The 19,676-nt window shown below is 62.3% G+C and carries 17 protein-coding genes; 5 read left to right on the forward strand and 12 right to left on the reverse strand.

Features of this window, described 5'->3' with window-relative positions; translation table 11 throughout:
- Nucleotides 1-4 precede the first annotated feature (4 nt).
- Genes Q0974_RS08005 through Q0974_RS08015 form a run of 3 tightly spaced genes read right to left on the reverse strand, consistent with a single transcriptional unit; the run spans nt 5 to nt 2,354 of the window.
- Entirely contained in the window at nt 5-685 is a 681-nt protein-coding gene (locus Q0974_RS08005) for a nicotinate-nucleotide adenylyltransferase (RefSeq protein ID WP_299326182.1), read from the reverse strand.
- On the reverse strand, nt 634-1,086 hold the full coding sequence (locus Q0974_RS08010) for a hypothetical protein (RefSeq protein WP_299326184.1): 453 nt from the start codon (nt 1,084-1,086) through the stop codon (nt 634-636). Before Q0974_RS08010 ends, Q0974_RS08005 begins: the two co-directional genes overlap by 52 nt.
- A complete protein-coding gene (locus Q0974_RS08015; RefSeq protein ID WP_299326187.1) occupies nt 1,083-2,354 on the reverse strand; it encodes a glutamate-5-semialdehyde dehydrogenase in 1,272 nt (423 codons plus the stop codon). Before Q0974_RS08015 ends, Q0974_RS08010 begins: the two co-directional genes overlap by 4 nt.
- 91 nt (nt 2,355-2,445) lie before the next feature.
- On the opposite strand from Q0974_RS08015, the gene Q0974_RS08020 reads away from it, so the two are divergent.
- Entirely contained in the window at nt 2,446-3,567 is a 1,122-nt protein-coding gene (locus Q0974_RS08020; RefSeq protein WP_299326190.1) for a DUF3667 domain-containing protein, read from the forward strand.
- A gap of 56 nt (nt 3,568-3,623) precedes the next feature.
- Here the strand turns inward: Q0974_RS08020 and ftsH are convergent, their stop codons facing one another.
- The 5 genes from ftsH to ptsP all read right to left on the reverse strand — a co-directional run bounded on the left by ftsH (nt 3,624) and on the right by ptsP (nt 10,855).
- Nucleotides 3,624-5,579, reverse strand: coding sequence for an ATP-dependent zinc metalloprotease FtsH (gene ftsH, locus Q0974_RS08025; protein ID WP_299326193.1), 1,956 nt, complete (start codon nt 5,577-5,579; stop codon nt 3,624-3,626).
- Between the two features lie 92 nt (nt 5,580-5,671).
- On the reverse strand, nt 5,672-6,625 hold the full coding sequence (gene tilS, locus Q0974_RS08030) for a tRNA lysidine(34) synthetase TilS (RefSeq protein WP_299326196.1): 954 nt from the start codon (nt 6,623-6,625) through the stop codon (nt 5,672-5,674).
- Nucleotides 6,626-6,677: 52 nt separating this feature from the next.
- Nucleotides 6,678-7,565 (reverse strand): hypothetical protein, encoded by an 888-nt coding sequence (locus tag Q0974_RS08035; protein ID WP_299326199.1) that lies wholly within the window; start codon nt 7,563-7,565, stop codon nt 6,678-6,680.
- Nucleotides 7,566-7,646: 81 nt separating this feature from the next.
- The gene (locus tag Q0974_RS08040) at nt 7,647-8,474 is read right to left on the reverse strand and encodes a helix-turn-helix domain-containing protein (RefSeq protein WP_299326202.1); all 828 of its coding nucleotides are present in this window, start codon (nt 8,472-8,474) and stop codon (nt 7,647-7,649) included.
- Nucleotides 8,475-8,578: 104 nt separating this feature from the next.
- Nucleotides 8,579-10,855, reverse strand: a complete 2,277-nt coding sequence (gene ptsP, locus Q0974_RS08045) for a phosphoenolpyruvate--protein phosphotransferase (RefSeq protein WP_299326204.1) — start codon at nt 10,853-10,855, stop codon at nt 8,579-8,581.
- Between the two features lie 155 nt (nt 10,856-11,010).
- On the opposite strand from ptsP, the gene Q0974_RS08050 reads away from it, so the two are divergent.
- Complete coding sequence (locus Q0974_RS08050) at nt 11,011-11,538, forward strand: GNAT family N-acetyltransferase (protein WP_299326206.1); 528 nt, start codon at nt 11,011-11,013, stop codon at nt 11,536-11,538.
- Between the two features lie 86 nt (nt 11,539-11,624).
- On the opposite strand, the gene Q0974_RS08055 is transcribed toward Q0974_RS08050, so the two are convergent.
- The gene (locus Q0974_RS08055) at nt 11,625-12,446 is read right to left on the reverse strand and encodes an enoyl-CoA hydratase-related protein (RefSeq protein WP_299326208.1); all 822 of its coding nucleotides are present in this window, start codon (nt 12,444-12,446) and stop codon (nt 11,625-11,627) included.
- Nucleotides 12,447-12,540: 94 nt separating this feature from the next.
- On the opposite strand from Q0974_RS08055, the gene Q0974_RS08060 reads away from it, so the two are divergent.
- The gene (locus tag Q0974_RS08060; protein WP_299326211.1) at nt 12,541-13,083 is read left to right on the forward strand and encodes a DsrE family protein; all 543 of its coding nucleotides are present in this window, start codon (nt 12,541-12,543) and stop codon (nt 13,081-13,083) included.
- A 334-nt stretch (nt 13,084-13,417) separates the two neighbouring features.
- Here the strand turns inward: Q0974_RS08060 and Q0974_RS08065 are convergent, their stop codons facing one another.
- Both Q0974_RS08065 and Q0974_RS08070 read right to left on the reverse strand, forming a co-directional pair.
- A complete protein-coding gene (locus Q0974_RS08065; RefSeq protein ID WP_299326257.1) occupies nt 13,418-14,404 on the reverse strand; it encodes a nitronate monooxygenase in 987 nt (328 codons plus the stop codon).
- Nucleotides 14,405-14,433: 29 nt separating this feature from the next.
- The gene (locus Q0974_RS08070) at nt 14,434-15,678 is read right to left on the reverse strand and encodes an aspartate kinase (RefSeq protein WP_299326214.1); all 1,245 of its coding nucleotides are present in this window, start codon (nt 15,676-15,678) and stop codon (nt 14,434-14,436) included.
- Between the two features lie 89 nt (nt 15,679-15,767).
- Between Q0974_RS08070 and ubiG the strand changes: the two genes are divergently transcribed.
- Together ubiG and Q0974_RS08080 are read left to right on the forward strand one after the other, a co-directional pair.
- On the forward strand, nt 15,768-16,517 hold the full coding sequence (gene ubiG, locus Q0974_RS08075) for a bifunctional 2-polyprenyl-6-hydroxyphenol methylase/3-demethylubiquinol 3-O-methyltransferase UbiG (RefSeq protein ID WP_299326217.1): 750 nt from the start codon (nt 15,768-15,770) through the stop codon (nt 16,515-16,517).
- A gap of 132 nt (nt 16,518-16,649) precedes the next feature.
- Complete coding sequence (locus Q0974_RS08080) at nt 16,650-19,307, forward strand: heparinase II/III family protein (RefSeq protein ID WP_299326219.1); 2,658 nt, start codon at nt 16,650-16,652, stop codon at nt 19,305-19,307.
- Between the two features lie 29 nt (nt 19,308-19,336).
- On the opposite strand, the gene Q0974_RS08085 is transcribed toward Q0974_RS08080, so the two are convergent.
- The coding region (locus tag Q0974_RS08085; protein ID WP_299326222.1) for a glutathione S-transferase family protein at nt 19,337-19,676 on the reverse strand (340 nt) is incomplete at its 5' end.

The raw sequence follows: 19,676 nt of genomic DNA on the forward strand, positions 1-19,676 counted from the left end.
TCTCCTATGGGATGCGCCGTCGCGTGACCGGATCACGCGAAGCTGTTGGGGAAAAGGCAAGATGCCATTGCGGATTGGCACGCCGCAATCGGGTGGCGGAACGGGGATCGGGTCGAAAGCGCAGATACACGAGCGCTGGCGGTCTCCAATCGGTCCAATCACGCGATTGGCTTGCGGGCCGGACGTAGCGCCGCAGCCAAGCCATGGCCGGAGCGGTCAAGGCCTCATCTTCATACCCCGGACGGGCGACCACGGCAATCACAATATGCCGGGCGATTCTCCGCCAGTTTTTCCAGCGATGGAACTGCGCGAGATTGTCCGAACCCATGATCCAGACGAATTTGCGCTTCGGATAGCGCTGGACCAGTTTTTCCAGCGTGTTGACGGTGTAGCGCGTGCCCAATTCCCGCTCGATCGCCGTCGGCCGGATGCGCGCGCGCCGTGCCATCTTTCGAGCCGATGCCAGCCGCGCGCCGAGTGGCGCCATGTCCGTCGCGCCTTCCTTGAGCGGGTTACCCGGCGATACCAGCCACCAGATTTCGTCGAGCGCCAATGCATCGAACGCGAACAGGCTGATCCCGCGATGCCCGCCATGCGCGGGGTTGAACGAGCCGCCGAGAAGGCCTGTGGGTTTCAAGTCGCGATGCTGCCGCCATTTGGGCGAAGTGCCGGCCAGCTGAGCCATGTGCCGGCGGCATAGGCGAAACCATAGGCGAGCACGATCAGAGAACTCCAGATGGTGAATGGCGTGGCGGGTACATCGGAAAGAAAGAGTATCGGAACGAGTATCAGCCCGCGCAGCAGATAGATGGCCGAAATTGTGATGAGCCCGGTCCGTAATAGCGGCAGGCGGCGGATCAGGCCCGCGCCGGAAAACGCATATGCCGCCCAGATCGCCAGTATCAGGGCGATCAGCGTCGTGACGATGGCTGGATAGGCATCGCCGCGTTCCGCCATCCGGGCCATTTGCTCGCCCGCGCCGAAAAAGCGGTACCAGTCCGGTCCGCCAACAATGACCGCAATGTGCAGAAACGATGCGGCAGCCGACATCCAGCCGCCGACGATCAGCAGGATCCGCCCGTTCATGGTCGGGTCGTCCCGTCGCCACGCGCGATCCATTTATAGGTTGTCAGGCCTTCGAGCGCGACCGGACCGCGGGCATGGAGGCGACCGGTGGAGATACCGATCTCGGCGCCGAGGCCGAATTCGCCGCCATCGGCGAACTGGGTGGACGCATTGTGCATGACGATGGCGCTGTCGACCGTGCTAAGGAAATGATTGGCGGCGACCGGGTCGCCGGTGACAATGGCGTCTGTATGGCCCGAGCCATGGCGCGCGACATGGTCCATCGCCGCATCGATCCCATCGACCATGGCGACCGACAGTATCGGTTCCAGATATTCGGTGTCCCAATCAACATCCGTCGCCGGCACGACTGCGTCGTTGAGCGCCTGTATCGCCGTATCGCCGCGAATTTCGCAGCCCACTTTCAACAAACCGCGTACCAGCGCTTCGGGCGCAGCAAATGCCCTATCGATCAGCAGCGTTTCCATTGCGCCACAGATGCTGGGGCGGCGCATTTTGGCGTTGATCGCGATTGCCTGAGCCATCTGCGGATCGGCCGCGGCGTGCACATAGGTGTGGCACTTGCCCTCCAGATGGGCGAGCACGGGCACACGCGCCTCCTTTTGTACGCGTTCGACAAGGCTCTTGCCGCCGCGCGGCACGACAATGTCGATCAGGCCGCTGGCGCGCAGCATCGCCCCGACGGCTGCACGATCCGTCGTGGGGACGAGCTGAACCGCGTCTTCCGGCAAACCGGCTTCCTTCAGTCCCGTCACAAGACATGTGTGAATGGCGCGGTTGCTCTCGCTGGCCTCCGAGCCGCCACGCAGGATCGCGGCGTTGCCCGCCATCAGGCAGATCGCGCCGGCATCGGCCGTCACATTGGGTCGGCTCTCATAGATGATGCCGATCACGCCGAGCGGAATGCGTATGCGGCTCAGTTTCAGGCCGTTGGGCGGGCTGCTTTCGTCGATGATCGCGCCGACCGGATCGGGGAGACCTGCAACCGATTCCAGCGCGTCGGCAATACCCGTGATCCGATCGCTGTCGAGTTTCAGCCGGTCGAGCATGGCTGCCGTCAGTCCGTTCGCCGCCCCGCGTTCCATGTCCACGCCATTGGCGTCGAGAATTTCGCTCTCCGAAGCGCGCAGCGCCACGGCGGCTTCCTGCAGGGCTTGGGCTTTGGTCTCCGTCGAAGCCTGAGCGACGACCCGCGCGGCCGTGCGCGCACGCGCGCCCATATCGGCGATCAGCGTTTCGGGATCCGGAACGGTGCGATGTTCGTTCATGCGGGTGCCTTATCATGCCCGGCGCCGTGCGGGAACGGCTATCGACGAGCGGGCGCTTCCGGCGCTATGTGCGGGGCAGGAGAGCCCGAAGATGAACGATGGCATCGATGGAATTGGCGAAGCTGTAACCGGCAGCATGGCCGCGCGCGCGGTCGAGCGCGGACATGGCGAAGGCCGGTACGGTCACACGGAAATCTATTGCAGCAATTGCTCGACCAAGCTTGTCGGCACCCATTGTCATTATTGCGGGCAGAAGGCGCATGTCCATCGCAGCATCGCCGCGATCGGGCATGATCTTATTCATGGCGTGCTCCATCTCGACGGGAAATTCTGGCGGACGCTGCCATTGCTGATGTTCCGGCCGGGCGAACTGACCTGGCGCTATATCCATGGCGAACGCGCGAAATTCGTCTCGCCGCTGGGCATGTTCCTTTTCGGTGTCTTCCTGATGTTCGGGATATTGACGGTTTACGGCGTCTCGCTGTCCAATATCGATGTCGGTGATGTGTCGACCGAGATGGCGCAGGAGGAGCTGGAAAATCAGATCGCGATTGCGCGTGAGGAACGGAGCCGTCTCGATCGGCAACTGGCGGTATTGGAGAGCCAGCCCGGGCGGGCTGCGGATGCGGACGCGCTGCGGACGCGGATAGAGAATATTGACGGCCGTCTCGAGGAATTCGACATCGGTCAGGAGGGGCTGGACGCCATTATCGGCGAAGAAATCGGCCCGGTAGACGGCAACTCGTCCGGTACTAACGATCTGCGCAATTTGCAGACGGGCTGGGACCGGCTCGACTATGGCATTCAGAAGATTCAAGAGAATCCCGGTCTCGCGCTCTACAAGTTGCAGGCGAATTTCTATAAATTTTCCTGGCTGCTGATCCCGATATCGGTGCCATTCGTTTGGCTGCTCTTCTTCTATACGCGCCGCTTCAAGATGTACGACCATACGGTCTTCGTCACCTATTCGCTGGCCTTTATGTCGCTATTCGCCATACTGCTGACTGTACTCGGTTTTGCCGGGCTCGGCGGCAGCTGGATCGTGATTGCGGCCCTCTCCATCCCGTTCGTGCATATGTATAAGCAGCTGCGCGGAACCTATGACATCGGGCGCATCACCGCCTTTCTCCGCACCTGTATTCTTGCCTTTTTCTGCTTTTTCACGGCGCTGATCTTCTTCATCCTGCTGCTCGCGATCGGCGCGCTCGGATAACAGGCAAAGAAAAGGCCCGCCACAGCGAGCCTTTTCGATTGCGCTAGAGCTTTGCCTTACGCGCCTTCGGGGGCGGCCCCACCGAAGGGCTTTTTGCGCTTCTTGGTCTTCGGAATGCTCGATCCGCCGACAGGGATGGTCGATGGTTTCACCGTCTCGCCATCATGCCGCTCGAACTTGCCGGTATCGATCAGCTCGTCGATTTCTTCGCCCGACAGCGTCTCATATTCGAGCAGCGCATTGGCCAGCGCGTGCAGCTGATCCTCATGATCGGTCAGCACCTGGTTGGCCCGAGCATAGCTGTCATCGATCAGCTTGCGGATTTCCTTGTCGATCTTCTTCGCCGTCTCGTCGGACATATGGACGCGCTGCGACTGTGAATAGCCGAGGAAGGTCTCGCCCTGCTCTTCTTCATATTGCAACGGGCCGAGCTCGTCAGACATGCCCCATTGCGTCACCATGTCGCGGGCGAGCTTAGTCGCGTACTGGATATCGCCCTGCGCACCGCTCGACACTTTTTCGTGGCCGAAGATGATTTCCTCGGCGACACGGCCGCCCATGCTGACGGCGAGATTGGCGTGCATCTTGTCGCGATGATAGCTGTAATTGTCCCGTTCGGGCAGGCGCATCACCATGCCCAGCGCGCGGCCGCGCGGAATGATCGTCGCCTTGTGGATCGGGTCGGACGCTGGCTCATGGATCGAGACGATGGCATGGCCGGCTTCGTGATAGGCGGTCATCCGCTTTTCGTCCTCGGTCATGACCATGGACTTGCGTTCGCTGCCCATCATCACCTTGTCCTTGGCGTCCTCGAACTCGCTCATCGCGACGAGGCGCTTACCGCGCCGGGCAGCCATGAGCGCCGCTTCGTTGACGAGATTGGCGAGATCGGCGCCCGAGAAACCGGGCGTGCCGCGCGCGATGACCCGCGCATCGACGTCCGGCGCCAGCGGCACCTTGCGCATATGCACTTCGAGAATCTTCTCGCGCCCGTCGATATCGGGCCGCGGCACGACGACCTGGCGGTCGAAACGGCCGGGGCGCAATAGAGCGGGGTCGAGCACATCGGGCCGGTTGGTGGCCGCGATGATGATTATGCCTTCATTGGCTTCGAACCCGTCCATCTCGACGAGCAGCTGGTTGAGCGTCTGTTCGCGCTCGTCATTGCCATTGCCGAGGCCCGCGCCGCGATGGCGGCCGACCGCGTCGATCTCGTCGATAAAGACGATGCACGGCGCATTCTTCTTGGCCTGTTCGAACATGTCGCGGACGCGGCTCGCGCCGACGCCGACGAACATTTCGACGAAATCGGAACCGGAAATGGTGAAGAAGGGGACGCCCGCTTCGCCCGCGATGGCGCGCGCGAGCAGCGTCTTACCGGTACCCGGTGAACCGACGAGTAGTGCGCCTTTCGGAATCTGTCCGCCGAGGCGGGAGAATTTCCCTGGGTCCTTCAGAAATTCGACGATCTCCTGCAGCTCTTCGCGCGCCTCATCAATGCCCGCGACGTCCTCGAACGTCACCTTGCCCTGGCGCTCGGTCAGCATCTTGGCCTTGGACTTGCCGAAGCCCATTGCGCCGCCGCCTGCATTTTTCTGCATCTGCCGGATGATGAGGAAGGCGATGCCGAAGATCAGGATGAAGGGCAGCAGATTGAGCAATACGTATGTCCAGATGCTCGCCTGTTCGGCGGGGCGCCCGCTGATCTCGATACCAGCTTCGCGCATCTCATCCACGGGAATCGTGACGCGCGGCGGGAGATCGGTGCGGAAGGTCGATTGGTCGCTCAGCGTGCCGTTGATAAAGCCTTCGTTGATCTCGACCTGCGTGACCTCATTCTGCTCGACGCGGTCGAGGAAATCGGAATAGGGCAGGGACTCATCGGCCCGCGCGCTGCCGCTATCGAACATTGTCACAAACAGGATCAGCGCCACGAGGATACCCGCCCAGATAAACAGGCTCTTCATCCAGGGATTAGTGCCGCCTTCCTGCGGATCTTTATCGTCGTTCATCGCATTTTCGCCCTTCTGCTGCGATCAAAATAGGTTTTTGCGGCGAAAAGACAATTAGCGGAATAATGTGAATAGCCGGTGAGCGGGGCGATTCAGCCCGTTTTCCGCGGCGGAGCCATCGAAAAGCGCCAGATTCCGGGCGATTCCGGCGCGCAAAGAATTTTGCCGATCACAGTTTTTTTGCCGTCCGAAAGCGCTGCGATCGCCCGGTCGAGCGCGGGTCCGCGCGCGCCATGATCGGGATCGACTGTGTCGAGGCAACGGATGACGAGCCGGCGCAGTAATTCGCGCGGATAATCGGTGTGGCGGAGTGCGACGCTCCCATCATTATGTTCGATAGACCGATCCGCTTCCTGGTCGGTGAGCCATTGCAGCGCCTCACTCGACTCGCGCAGGGCATCGACGGTCCGGGCGATCCGGCTCGGATCGAAATCGGGAAGGTCCGCCAAGGCCTTGCGCAACCGCACCCGATCGAATGTGTCGTCGCTATTGCTGGGATCGCTGACGGCTGCGATGCCCGCTTGCGCGATATGTGCGACGAGGTCTGCTTTGGTGAAGGAGAGCAACGGCCGGATGATTGATCCATTGATCGGCCGGATGGCGGAGAGGCCGTCGACACCGCTCCCGCGCATCAACCGCATCAGGACGGTCTCGATCTGGTCGTCGGCATGATGCGCGGTCGCGATCCAGCGCAGCCTTTCGCGGTTCCGCCAATCTTCGAGCAGCGCATAGCGCGCAACCCGCGCCGCCGACTGGAGGTTACCGGAGATCGGTTCGGCTGGCGTCAGAATAGTATGCGGTACCGCCAGCGTCGTACAGATCGCCGTGACATGCCGGGCCTCGTCCGCAGCCTCTGGGCGCAGCCCGTGATCGACGGTCGCCGCCTGTATCGCACCGGGATAGGCTTGGGCCGCGAGCGACAAGAGCGCCAGACTGTCCGGTCCACCCGATACCGCAATCCCGAGCCTCGCATCCGCCGTCGGGGCTTTGCTGGTCAGGCGTTCAGTCTCGGCGTAAAACCGGTCGATAAGCGGTGTGTCCGACATCCGGTAATCCTAAACCGGCGACCGCCAGAAAGCGATGCGACGTTGCTGCGCGCTAGTTGCAGCCGGCGGCTTCGCGCGCGGCGGGCACCTGTTCGCGGATCGTGCTCCGCAACGTATCGCCATAAACGTCGCGCAATTCGTCGAAGGCGAGGCAGGCGCGATCGTTATAGTTGAGTTCGGTCAGCGCGATGCCGAGGAAAAACAGGCTGTCCGCGGCGCGGTCGCCATCGGGCAGTTCCTGATAATTACGCACGAAAATCTCGGTCGCATTGGCTGGCTTGTCGTCGTCGAGATAGGCCCGGCCGAGCAGGTTGCGCGCATAGCTTTCGAAGCGGTGGCCGGGGAAGTTTTCGACCGTTTCGCGCAGTTGCGTCCGCGCTTCTTCGTAGCGCCCGTCGCGCCACATGCGATAGCCGCGCACATACGACGCTTCGCCGGCATCGTCAGGCAAAGGCGGCTCGCTCGATTCCGTTGCAGCAGGCGCGGATTCAGCGCTTTCCGTCGGTTCGGACGCGTCCGTAGTATCGCTCGACGCCGTGTCGCTGTCGTTTGTCAGCGTCGTCGCATCGAGCGTGGTATCGGGCTCCGTCGCTGCCCCGCCGCCCTGCAGTGCTTCCACCATGGATCGCAGCTGGCGCAGTTCGAAGCTATTCTCTTCGACCTGGCCGGTCAGCGTTGCGAGCTGGCGTTCGAGTGCATTGACCCGGTCGGTGAGCGCCGTGATCGGCGCGGAAGCCGGACTGCCGACCGTGCCATCGCGCGTACCGGTCTGGATTTCCGGTTCGAAAAAGTCGGAATTGCCGCCGGGGAAGACTTCTCTTTGCAGGGCGCGAACTTCGCGTTCGACGCGATCGATGCGCCGATCCAGATCGTCGCTCTGCGCCAGTGCCGGGGTGGCGGTTCCGCTCATTAGCAGTGCGGCGATCAGCATGTAGCGCATGGCGAATGTCCCTCCCTGAACCCGTGACGGAACCTATATCGCCGGGCAAAGCTGTCGCCAATATGAAGCGCGGCCGCCCTGTTAGTTGGCGGGTTCGGGCGTAGGAGCGGATTGCGGGCGCGGGCGGGCCAGTGCGGAGGGCAGCAGGCTGACATCGCTGATGACGGTTTGCGGCGGCCCGATCGGATCGACCGGCTGGCCGCCGACCGTAACCCGCAGCGCGTCGGCCCGGCCGGTCCGGATCATCGGATTCTCGGCCGTAGTCGGCACTTCGTAACTATCGCCAGCCTGCATCTCGGTTTCGTAGATCCGGTCGCCGGTGTCGCCGTCATAGATGCGTAGCCAAACGGTTTCCGTTGCTTCGAGGACGACAGCTCCGTCGGCAGGCGGCGGCGCTGCTGGCGCGGCTTGTGCAGGGTTCGCGCTTTCCCCCTGTTCCGCTACGGCAGAGGGATCGGTGCCCGCCGCCATGCGCGCGCGATCATCGGCGTCCAAACCGAAAACGCCGCTGCGCCACAGCGCATAGGCGATGATCAGCACGACCGCGATGGCGGCCGCGATCCAGGCCAGGCTGCGCGGCGGTACGCGGGCCGGGTCGGTCGGCTCGAAAAAATCGCCGCTCGTCTGGGTCGCAGCGCCGTGGTTGATTTCTTCGCGAAACGCGGCCGCCATTTCCTTGGGATCAAGCCCGACCGCCTGCGAAAAGGCCTTTACGAAGCCGATACTGTAGGTCGGCGCGGGCAGTTTTTCATAATCGCTATTCTCGATATTTTCGAGCTGTCGCAATGGGATACGCGTCGTGCGCGCGATGTCGTCCAGCGAGATACCCTGGCTCTCGCGCGCCTCGCGGAGCTTGGTGCCGACCTGCGTTTCGAATAAAGTGCCGTCTTCGCCACTTTCGTCCGACATCTGCGTCCCCTGTAAGCCAGTCTGTGCGCCGGTTATGTGCTATTGCGCTTTCACAATCCGCTGACATTTATGTCAATGGTTATCGCCGTCTCATTGTTCCCAAATCAGCCGATCGCGACCGAACGTTGCGCAGCCCAGTCGAGCAGAGCCTGGCGCATGTCATAAGGCGGCTCGGCGAGCCACTCCCTCATCTGTTCGCGCAGCAGCGTCGCGTCGAGCGACCGGATCATCGCCTTGATCGAGCCAACTGCGGCCGGCGTGATCGACAATTGCTCGACGCCGAGCCCGATCAGCGCCATGGCCTCGACCGGGCGGCCACCCATCTCGCCGCAAATCGTCGTCGGGATTCCGGCCTCTCCGGTCGCCTGCATGATGCGGCGCAGGAAGCGCAGGATGGCGGGGCTGAGCCAGTCATAGCGTTCGGCGATGCGCGGATCGGCGCGGTCGGCGGCGAAGAGAAATTGCGTGAGATCGTTCGTGCCGATCGACAGAAAATCGATCCGCGGCAACAGTTCGTCCAGCGCTTCGGCCAGAGCCGGCACTTCGAGCATGCAGCCATAGCGGATTTCGTGCGGCAGCATATGGTGATGGTCTTCGAGCCAGACGCGCTGCGCTTCGAACAGCGCCCGGGCTTCGTCGAACTCCCAGGGTTCGGACACCATCGGGAACATGACGCTTAGCGTCCGTCCCGCCGCCGCCTCGATCAGCGCGCGCGCCTGCACCTTCATAAGGCCTTCGCGATCCAGCGACAGACGCAGCGCGCGCCAGCCCATTGCCGGGTTTTCCTCCTCTGTGGTTTCGGCGCGCAGATAAGGCACCGACTTGTCGCCGCCGATATCGAGCGTACGGAAGATCACCGGCTTGTCGTCGGCCGCGTCGAGCACGTCCTTGTAAAGCTTCTGCTGCGCTTCGCGGCGCGGCAGGGTGGCCGAGACGAGAAACTGAAACTCGGTGCGGAACAGGCCGATCCCGTCGGCGCCGGCCATGTTCAGGGTCGCGACATCCTCGCGCAGGCCTGCATTGACCATCACCTTCAGCCGTTTGCCGCATCTAGTTTCCGGCGCCAGATCGCGCAGCGCTTCGAACTCGGCGCGCTTCTCTTGCATCCGGGTGAGCTTGGCCTCGAACGCTTCGACCATGGTCGGCGACGGGCGGACGAATACCGAGCCGTCCTCGACATCGAGGAGCAGCTGATCGCCCTGGTGGATCAGCCGACGAACATCCGGCACGCGGCCGAGCACCGGCACGCCCATGGCGCGCGCGACGATCGTGACATGCGCGGTCAGCGAGCCTTCCTCCAGCACCACGCCTTTCAGCCGGCGACGATCATATTCGAGCAGTTCGGCGGGCCCGAGGTTGCGCGCGATCAGGATGGAATCGTTGCGCAGGCCAAGCTGGGCGGCCGTACCCAGCTGCCCAGCGACGATCCGGATCAGGCGGTTGGCGAGATCCTCCAGATCGTGCATCCGCTCGGCAAGCAGGGGATCGTCGATCTCGTGCATGCGCGCCCGGGTGCGTTGCTGGACGCGTTCGATTGCCGCTTCGGCGGTCAGGCCGCTGTCGATCGCCGCGTTGATCCGGCGGCTCCAGCCTTCGTCATAGGCGAACATTTTGTAGGTTTCGAGCACGTCCTTATGCTCGCCGCCGACGCCGAATTCGGCTTGATTGGAGAGCGCGTCGATCTGTTCGCGCATCTTGCGGAACGCCTGATAGACACGCTGGCGCTCGGCCTCGGTATCCTCGGCGACCGTATGTTCGATATCGACGCGCGGCTGGTGGAACACCGCCTTGCCTTCGCCCATGCCGATCACGAGCTTCTGGCCGGACAGCCGCATCGCCTCGGTCTGCCGCGCAATCTCCGCTTCCGTGCCGCTTTCGTCGATCAACTCGGCGCTTGCGATCAATTCGGCGAGCACCATGGCGACGGTTTGCAGCGCCTCGATCTCGACATCGTCATAGGGCCGGGGATCGGCATGCTGCACGGCGAGCACGCCGACCACGCGTTCGCGATGGATGATCGGGATGCCGGCGAAACTGTGATAGGTTTCCTCGCCGGTTTCGGGCCGGTACGCAAAGTCGGGATGCGAGGTTGCCTCGTCGAGATTGAGGATGCGCCCGCTCTCGGCGATCACGCCGACCAGCCCTTCGCCCATGGCAAGCTTGGTAACGTGCACCGCATCCTGATTGAGCCCAAGCGTCGCGAACAGCTCCAGCACGCCCTCGCGCAGCAGATAGATGGAGCAGACCTCGCTAGACAGCGCCTCGCCGATAATCTCGACAACGCGGTTGAGTTTGCCCTGCGCATGGTTGCGCGAGGCCATCACGTCGTGAAGCCCGGTCAGTATCTCCCGGGAGGCGGTTGTGGCTTCGGCGAAACTCATGGCCGACCGGTTAGCAGACGCGCGCACGGCGCGCCATCGCGGAAACGCTAGGCAAAGCAAAAGACTGGCTTTGCACCGAGGCGTATCGGCAATCGCGGAAATTCGCGGTCGTGGCCGATCTGCGCTATACGATGGGCGGAAGGCGGGATCGTATCATGACGGACTATACAATCAGGCGGGCAAAGGCCGAAGACGCCGCGCAGCTCGGCATAGTGGGTCCCGCATCCTATGCGGCGGCCTATGGCTATCTCTGGCCCGAGCCGGCGCCACTGATGCGGTATCTCGAAAGCTATGGCGAAGCGGCCGTGCGATCCGCGATGGAAGACAAGGGTACCGCATTCTGGCTCGCCGAAAGCGATGGCGTGGCCGTGGGTTTCGCCATGGCCCTGCGCGGCTCCAAAAATCCGTCGACTGGAAGCGAAAGCGGTGTCGAGCTCCGGCGCGTCTATGTGCTGCCCAATGTGCGGGGATCGGGCCTGGGCAAGCGGCTCTACGATGCGGTTGAAGATTATGCGCGCGACCATGGCGGCGATCATATCTGGCTCGACGTGATGGACAGCGCCGACTGGGCCTATGGCGCGTATCTGCGCTGGGGCTTCGCAGAGATCGGTACGCGGATATTCGACAAGGCGGTCTATGAAGACCGGCGCAAGATGATCCTGCTGGCGAAGGAAATCGGTTGAAGTCGATCGTGAGTGACACTGGTTGACACGGACCGGAGTAATCGCGCGCCATCGCGGAAAGCCCGATGGCGCCGAAATGTCGCCATCTATTCCGCCCGCATTTTGGCTGCCTTGAAGTCGGGCGGGCGCTTTTCGAGAAACGCGTTCACCGCTTCATGATGTTCGGGCAGTTCCCAGCATTCCCTGAGATAGGCGCTTTCTCGCGCCTGCACGGCATCGAGATCGGTATCGACCGCATTACGCATCAACAGGTCCTTGGTCATGCGCAGCATGGGACCCGGGTTTTCGGCCATCTGCTCCGCGATCTCGAGGGCGCGATCCACCACGGCCTCGGGCGTGGCGAGTTCGTCGGCCAGCCGTATCGCGACCGCCTCCTCGCCCGATACGAGCCGGCCCGTCAGCATAAGCTCGTTCGCGCGGCCCCAGCCTACCCGCTGCGTGAGAAAATGGCTGCTCGCCAGTTCCGGAACGATGCCGACTTTTACGAACACGAACCCGATCTTCGCGGACTCCGACACGACGATATAGTCGAACGGCAGGATTTGCGTGATGCCGATGCCGACGGCCGGGCCGTTGACCGCTGCGATGCACGGCTTGGAATCGCGGATCAGCCGTATCCAGTCGACACTGGCCGGCATACCGCCCGATCCGCCCGCCGTATTTTCGCCCGGATCGGTTCCGTCGATACGGGTTTTGAAAGTTGCGTCCATATCCGCGCCCGCGCAGAAGCCGCGTCCTTCGCCGGTCATCACGATGGCGCCGATATCGTCATCGTCGTTCGCAGTGCCGATAGCGTCGGCCAGCTCCTCCGCCATGTGCGGCGTCCAGGCGTTGAGCTTGTCGGGGCGGTCGAGGGTGATCAGCGCAACCGCTCCGCGATGTTCGCTGCGGATTTGAGTGTAGGGCATGGACGGCTCTCCTCGGATTTGGCGCGGACGCTATCGCTTCGGCGTGAACGACGATACTGCGTCAGCCATCGCACAAATGCCAAGGATAAAGCTCATGCTGAAAACAATCGCTGGCCTATTGACCGCTGCGCTTGCTGCCACCTCGCTGTCAGCACAGTCCGATGCCTTCCATACCGGTCCGGTCTTCGCCGAATTGGGTCAGATTGCCGGCGTGACCACGACAATGGCGATCCCGGCGGATGCGCAGTTCGCGGTCGCTTTCGACACCGCCACCCGTGCCGAGCCGGGCGAGGTCAACCGCACGCTGAACAGCGCCGCGCGCTTCATCAACATGCACGTCGCGGCCGGCGTGCCGCGCGAGAATATCCGCCTTGCCGTCGTCGTCCACGGCCGGGCGTCGCTCGATCTGACGCGCGCTGAATTCTACGCCGGCCGGCAGGACGGCGCGGAGAATGCGAACGCTGCAGCGATCGAAGCGCTGCTCGCCAACGACGTCCAGATCATCCTGTGCGGCCAGACCGCCGCCTATTACGAGATCGGCGTCGACGACCTGCTGCCCGGCGTCGACATGGCGCTATCGGCGATGACCGCGCATGCGCTGTTGCAGCAGGATGGGTTTACGGTGAATCCGTTTTGAGTTGAGGCAGTTTCTACATTGCCTGGGGTCGGTCTTCTTCAGCGTTCGACTCCACTAATTTTGTCGACCGATAGAAGATGAATAGCGACGCGGCGAATGGGATGATGAAGAAAAATAGCCATACTTCCCAATATTTTACCAGGAAAGATGGGTCGTCAAAAGCAGCGTAAATGAGAAATGGCAAAATGAGCAGCTGTTGAAACGAAATTGCCCATGCCCAGCGCTGGTATTTTTGCTTTTTGCTCAGCTTGTTCCACGACATAGTCGAATCAACCTGACTGAAAACAGAGTTCCCGATCTGAGATCAAAGGCTCTTGAGAAATCACCTCTCTCATTAACCCCGGTTCTTCTCCAGCGCCTTCACCGCTTCGTCCATCAGCCCGGCGATGATATCAGCGACCGGCTCTTCCGTCTTCACCATGCCGACGCTCTGTCCGGCCATCAGCGAGCCATTCTCGACATCGCCGTCGATCACCGCGCGCTTGAGAGCCCCGGCCCAGAAATGTTCGATCTGGAGCTGCGCCTCGCCCATCTCGATCTCGCCCGCATCGAGCAGTTTGGCGACTTCGATCTGTTTGGCGTTGAACTCCTGCGTGCCCTTGTTCTTCAGCGCGCGGACGGGGATCACGGGAAGACGATCGTCGATCTGGGTGCTGACGATCGCGTCGCGGGCCGGGGCGCGCATAAAGGCCTTTTTGAAATCCGGATGCGCGATGCATTCGGTTGCGCAGACGAAGCGCGTGCCGAGCTGAACGCCGACCGCGCCGACTTCGAGCCAGGCTGAGATCGCGTGGCCGCGGCCGATGCCGCCAGCGATGAAGATCGGCAGCTCGTCGCGCAACTCGGGCAGGATTTCTTGGGCGAGAACGGACGTCGAGACCGGTCCGATATGGCCGCCCGCTTCCATGCCTTCGATCACCAGCGCGTCGACGCCGGTGCGGTGCAGCTTCTTCGCGAGCGCTAGCGCCGGGGCGAAGCAGATCAGCTTTGCGCCGAAATCCTTGATCTTCGGGATCGCCCAGCCCGGGGGGAGTCCGCCAGCGAGCACGACATGGCCGATTTCGTGATCCGCGCAGACCTGGATCAGCGCGTCGAGCTGCGGGTGCATGGTGATGAGGTTGACGCCAAACGGCTTGTCGGTGCGCTTCTTCGTCTCGGCGATCTCCTCGTCGAGCATGTGCGGCTCCATCGCCCCGCAGGCGATGACGCCGAAGCCGCCGGCATTGGAAATGGCGGAGACGAGATTGCGCTCCGAAATCCAGCTCATCGCGCCGCCCATGATCGCATATTCGGTGCCGAGAAACTCGCGGCCCCGCTGCATCATGGCTTTGATGTCGTCGATGGTCGTCGTCACGCCGCATCATCCTGCTGATCGAGGCCATAGGCCGTGTGCAGGACGCGTACGGCCAGCTCGGTATAGGCCTCCTCGATCAACACGCTGACTTTGATCTCGCTCGTCGTGATCGCCATGATGTTGATGCCGCGATCGGCGAGCGTTTCGAACATGGTGGAGGCGACGCCCGCATGGCTGCGCATGCCGACGCCGACGACCGAGACCTTGCAGACATCGGTATCGTGGATGATCTCGCGATAGCCGATCGATTCCTTCGCCTGTTCCAGGATATCGAGCGAGCGGGCGAGATCGTCGGACGGTACGGTGAAGGTCACATCCGTATTGCCCGTATCGCGCGCGAAATTCTGCACGATCATGTCGACATTGATGTTGCCCTCGGCGAGCGGCTTGAAGATCGCGGCGACCGAGCCCGGCTTGTCGGCGATCGAGGTCAGCGTGACCTTCGCCTCGTTCTTGGCATAGGCGATGCCGGTGATCAGCTGCTTTTCCATGTCCTTGTCCTCAAATTCCGTCTCGTCGACGATCATCGTGCCCGGTTTGTCCTCGAACGAGGAGAGCACCTGCAATGGCACGCCATGCTTCATCGCGAGGCCCACCGAGCGCGTCTGGAGCACCTTTGCGCCGACGCTGGCGAGCTCCAGCATCTCTTCATAGGTGATTTTCGAAAGCTTGCGCGCCTTGGGCACGATGCGCGGATCGGTCGTATAGACACCATCGACATCGGTGTAGATATCGCACCGGTCCGCCTTCATCGCGGCCGCGATCGCGACGGCCGATGTATCCGATCCGCCGCGGCCCAGCGTCGCCAGCCGGCCCTCGCGCGTCATGCCCTGAAAGCCGGGAATGACCGCGACCTTGCCGCCTTCGATCGCTTTGCTGAGGATATCCGCGTCGATATCGTCGATCCGCGCCGAGCTATAGGCTTCGGATGTGCGGATCGGCAGCTGCCAGCCCATCCAGCTGCGCGCGTCGACATCCATCGACTGGAGCATGATTGCCAGAAGCCCGGACGAGACTTGCTCGCCGGAAGCGACGACAACATCATATTCGCGGGGATCGTAGCGCGAACTGGCTTCGCGGCAGAACTGGACGAGCCGGTCCGTCTCGCCTGCCATGGCGGAGACGATCACGGCGACATCATTGCCCCGGTCGACCTCGCCCTTCACGCGTTCGGCGACGGCCCGGATCCGTTCGATCCCGGCCATGGACGTGCCGCCGAATTTCATCACGATGCGTGCCATTGTACCAGTCAGGACGTGCCCGAAACCCCCGAAAAAATGCGCTTTGCCCCATGGCAGAGCGCGGGCGATCCTGTTAGGCAGGGCCGGTTATGAACGCAAGTGCAGCATCCGCTCCCGAACCGCGAAACTCCGTCGATCCGAAGGAAGCCGAACATTTCGGCAAGCTCGCGGCCGATTGGTGGGACCCGAAGGGCTCGTCCGCCATGCTGCACCGGCTCAATCCGCCGCGCCTGCGCTATATCCGCGAGGCGATCGACCAGCATTGGGGCAGCGCCGAATATGAGCGGCACCCGCTGGCCGGCAAGCGCGCGGCCGATATCGGCTGCGGGGCGGGCCTGCTCGCCGAACCGCTCGCGCGCCTCGGCGCGGACGTCACCGGCATCGACGCGGCGGCGGAGAATATCGAGGCCGCCAAAGCACATGCGGCGCAATCGGGGATCGATATCGACTATCGCGCCGGCGGGATCGAGGCGGCGGATGGGCCGTACGATCTCGTCACCTGCATGGAGGTGATCGAACATGTCGCCGATCCCGCGGCGTTCGCGCAGGGCCTTGCCGATGCGCTGGCACCCGGCGGGCTGCTGATCATGTCGACGCCCAACCGCACGGGCCTGTCGCGGTTCGCGATGATCACGATCGGGGAAGGGGCCGGCCTGATCCCCAAGGGCACGCATGACTGGAACAAGTTTCTGACGCCCGAAGAGCTGACCGAGCTGCTCGAAGAGGCCGGGCTGCGCGTCGCGGACATATCGGGCCTCAGCTTCTCGCCGAGCCGCGGTTTCGAAATCAGCGAGCGGACCGCGCTCAATTATCTGGTGACGGCGGTGCCGAGCACTTGACGGCACCGTTTTGAGCGCGTTGAGCAACACGATATGACCGGGACATATCCGATATCATTTCCTCGCGGAAGAATGTCTATCGACGAGTCGGACGCGCGGCGCGCATAGCGTTCGCCTATTGGAGTTGCCGACGTGTCCGACCTGACCCGAATACTCTCCGACTATCTGTTTCGGCCGGAGGTTTTCTGGCCGGAAGATGGCTATTTTCACTCCCGGAACCGGCAAAAAATCGGGGCGGCGCGCAAGAAGCTGAAACTGAAGAACGACCGCGATCTGGAAACGGTCGTCCTGCCCTGGCTTGAAAAGCGCGCGCGCACGGGCGCGGCGAGTCTTTTCATCCTGAGCACGGGCGCCTCGGGATGCCATTTCTTCGGTTCGCTCCTGTCATCCCGCGCCGACTATCAGATGATCGGCGAGGTCTATTTCCCGCCCGATCTGCTCGAACAGGCCGAAGGCCTCGATGTCGAAGAACGGCATATCCTGCTGGACGCGGTATCGGCCTTGCCGACGGCGAAGGCGCGCCGGGATGCGGATGTCATCCCGGTCAACATCATGCATTTGCGACCCGACAGCCCGATCCAGTTGCTGCGCGAAGAACTGCCCGGATCGCGCTTCGTCGGATTGATCCGCAACCCGTACGACATCGCGATATCCCGAGCCTTTCGGAAGCAGGCCTATCGAAAGGCAACGAATCCGAACCGTTCCGATACGGAATATGCGGCCATGCAGGCGCGCGTGGTGCGGCGCTTCTTTTCGATGTTCGGCGCCGAAGAGTGGGACCGTGTCGTGCGCTATGAATCGCTGATCGAAGCGCCGCTCCAGATCGCCAACGATATGCTCGATGCGCTGGGCCTGCCGTCCGGGGGGCTCAGCCTCGCACAGCTTGAGATGGACAATCACAACCGCGCCGCCCGGCCGGATATTCTGCCGGATATCGGCGATATTTTTCACGATATTTTATCGGAAAAAGCGGCGCTGTGGGACTATGCGCCGTCACGGGATCTGCCCTTTCAGCGCGGCGCGGAGCCGGGCATTTGGCGACCCATGCAGGCCGAACTCCTCCGCCAGGCCAATATCCGACTGGCGCGCAAAAAGGGGCGGCTCAAGGTTTTGTCCAGCCAGTCGCCATTTGATCCGGAAGCCCTCGATTTCGATGCGCTAGATGCCGTGACGGACGGCAAGACCGATACTTGGAAATTGTATTTCTGGGCGTTGGGCTGGCTCTATCTGCTGCCCTATCTCGAGGAGCCGGGCCGGGACCAGGCATGGATTTTCGGGCAACTGCTCGATCGGACGGCCGCATGGTGCCGCGATCGGGATCAGGCCCCGGACCGTTTCTGGGATGATCATGCAACTGCATACCGGCTGGCGACAATAATCGATCTCGCACAGCGTTTGTCGGACAGCGAAGAGATCCGTAGTCGCGCAGACCAGCTGGCGCGTATCGTGCCGGCGCATCTGGAGATGCTGCAGAGTTTTATGGCCTCGGACAAATGGGCGGGGAACAATCATGGCGTCTTTCATGCCATGTCGGCGATCAACGCCGCGCTTCATTCCGAACATGCCGCAAGTCATGCCGTGCCTCCGGCCGAGATGGTGGAGAGGGGCCTTGCGCATCTCGATCATGTGCTGCGTTCGATAGTTGACCCCGGAACCGGGATATCGCGGGAACAGAGCTTCCAATATCATATCTGGGGGCTGAACCTCCTCAAGGATGTGGAACGGTTTCTCGCGGAGAACGACCTCGCAATATCTTTCGCAATCGCGGCGTGCCGCGAAAAAATGCTCGCCTTTGGGGCCTATATGATGGTCGGCAAGGAGACTGTGCCCGCTATCGGCGATACAAATTATCGTAACGGCTATCGGATTCAAAACTTGCGCAAGCTGGCGCGACCGATCGATCTTGGCGACGTCCCGCCGCCGTCCGAGCTCGGGGTTGGTGGCCGGCAGGGCGCATTCTCAGGGCTCGTGGGCCCCGACCAGGGGTTTACGGTGATGCGCCGCCACAAGGCGAAAGCGCCCGGCCGGGATTCATTGGCAGTATTCACCCATTTCCCGCGCCGGCAATCTCACGGACATTTCGACGCGCTTTCAGTCTGGTTCACGCGGCGCGGCGTGCCTGCGCTGATCGAGAGCGGTGGGCCGTATAATTACGGTGTTCCCGAGCGTTTCCATTACTTTATCGCGCCGGTGGCGCATAACTGCCTGTTGGTGGACGATCATGTTTACAAGGGTGGCGCGCAATTACTGCGTCAGGCGCGCGATAAACGCGGCTGTGTCGCGCATGCGGCGACCTTGGACAATCACGGGATCCGTCATGACCGGATCGTGCATCTCAGCGATCCGGACCGCATCGCCATCTACGATCGGATTGAAAGCATAGACAGGGCCGAACATGATCTGCGCCTGTTATTTCATCTGCCGCCCGAGACGCCGGTCGAGATGAGTCCTGCATCCGACGGGGCGTCGATTGCGCTGGAAGAGGATACGCGGTTGCGGATCGCGGAGTCCGGCGATCGGCTGTCGGTAAAGCTGGCCGATGGCGACCCACCGGGCTGGGTGACGCGCCGTCAGGGGAACAAGGAGGCCGCGCCCGTCATTGTTGCGCAGGCGCGCTGCGCTGCGCTGACCGTCGTCACCATCATGGACTCGCGCGGCGGGGGTGAGGCGGACGGCACGGATGATCCCCTGTTCGCGGGCGATCTCGATATGGAAACCGGCGGGCTTTTCGATGTCGAGGAGACGGCGGAACAACTGTTGGATCGGGTGAGCGCGCTACGTCATCTCTGATCGAAACGCGCGGCGGCTGTGCGCCTCGCCTAAAAATCCACCTTGTCGTAATGGGCCGGCGGGGAAATCACTTCCATGCGTTCGGAAAGCAACGGGCGGAAGCTGGGGCGGCTTTTCAAACCCGCATACCAGGCTTTGGCCTGTTTGTGGCTCGACCAGTTGAAGCCGCCCAGATAGTCGGCCACCGAAATCTGCGCGGCGCCGGCAAGGTCGGCGAGGCTCAGTGTCGAGCCGCCGATCCAGCGGCGGTGATCGAGCAGATAATCGATATAGTCGAGATGCGAATCCGCTGCCTTCATCGCTTCGCGCAACACTGTGCCGTCCGGCGCTTCGCGATGGATAAGCCGCTTGAACATGCGTTCATGCATG

The organism is Parasphingopyxis sp., from assembly GCF_028279465.1.
Taxonomy (GTDB): domain Bacteria; phylum Pseudomonadota; class Alphaproteobacteria; order Sphingomonadales; family Sphingomonadaceae; genus Parasphingopyxis.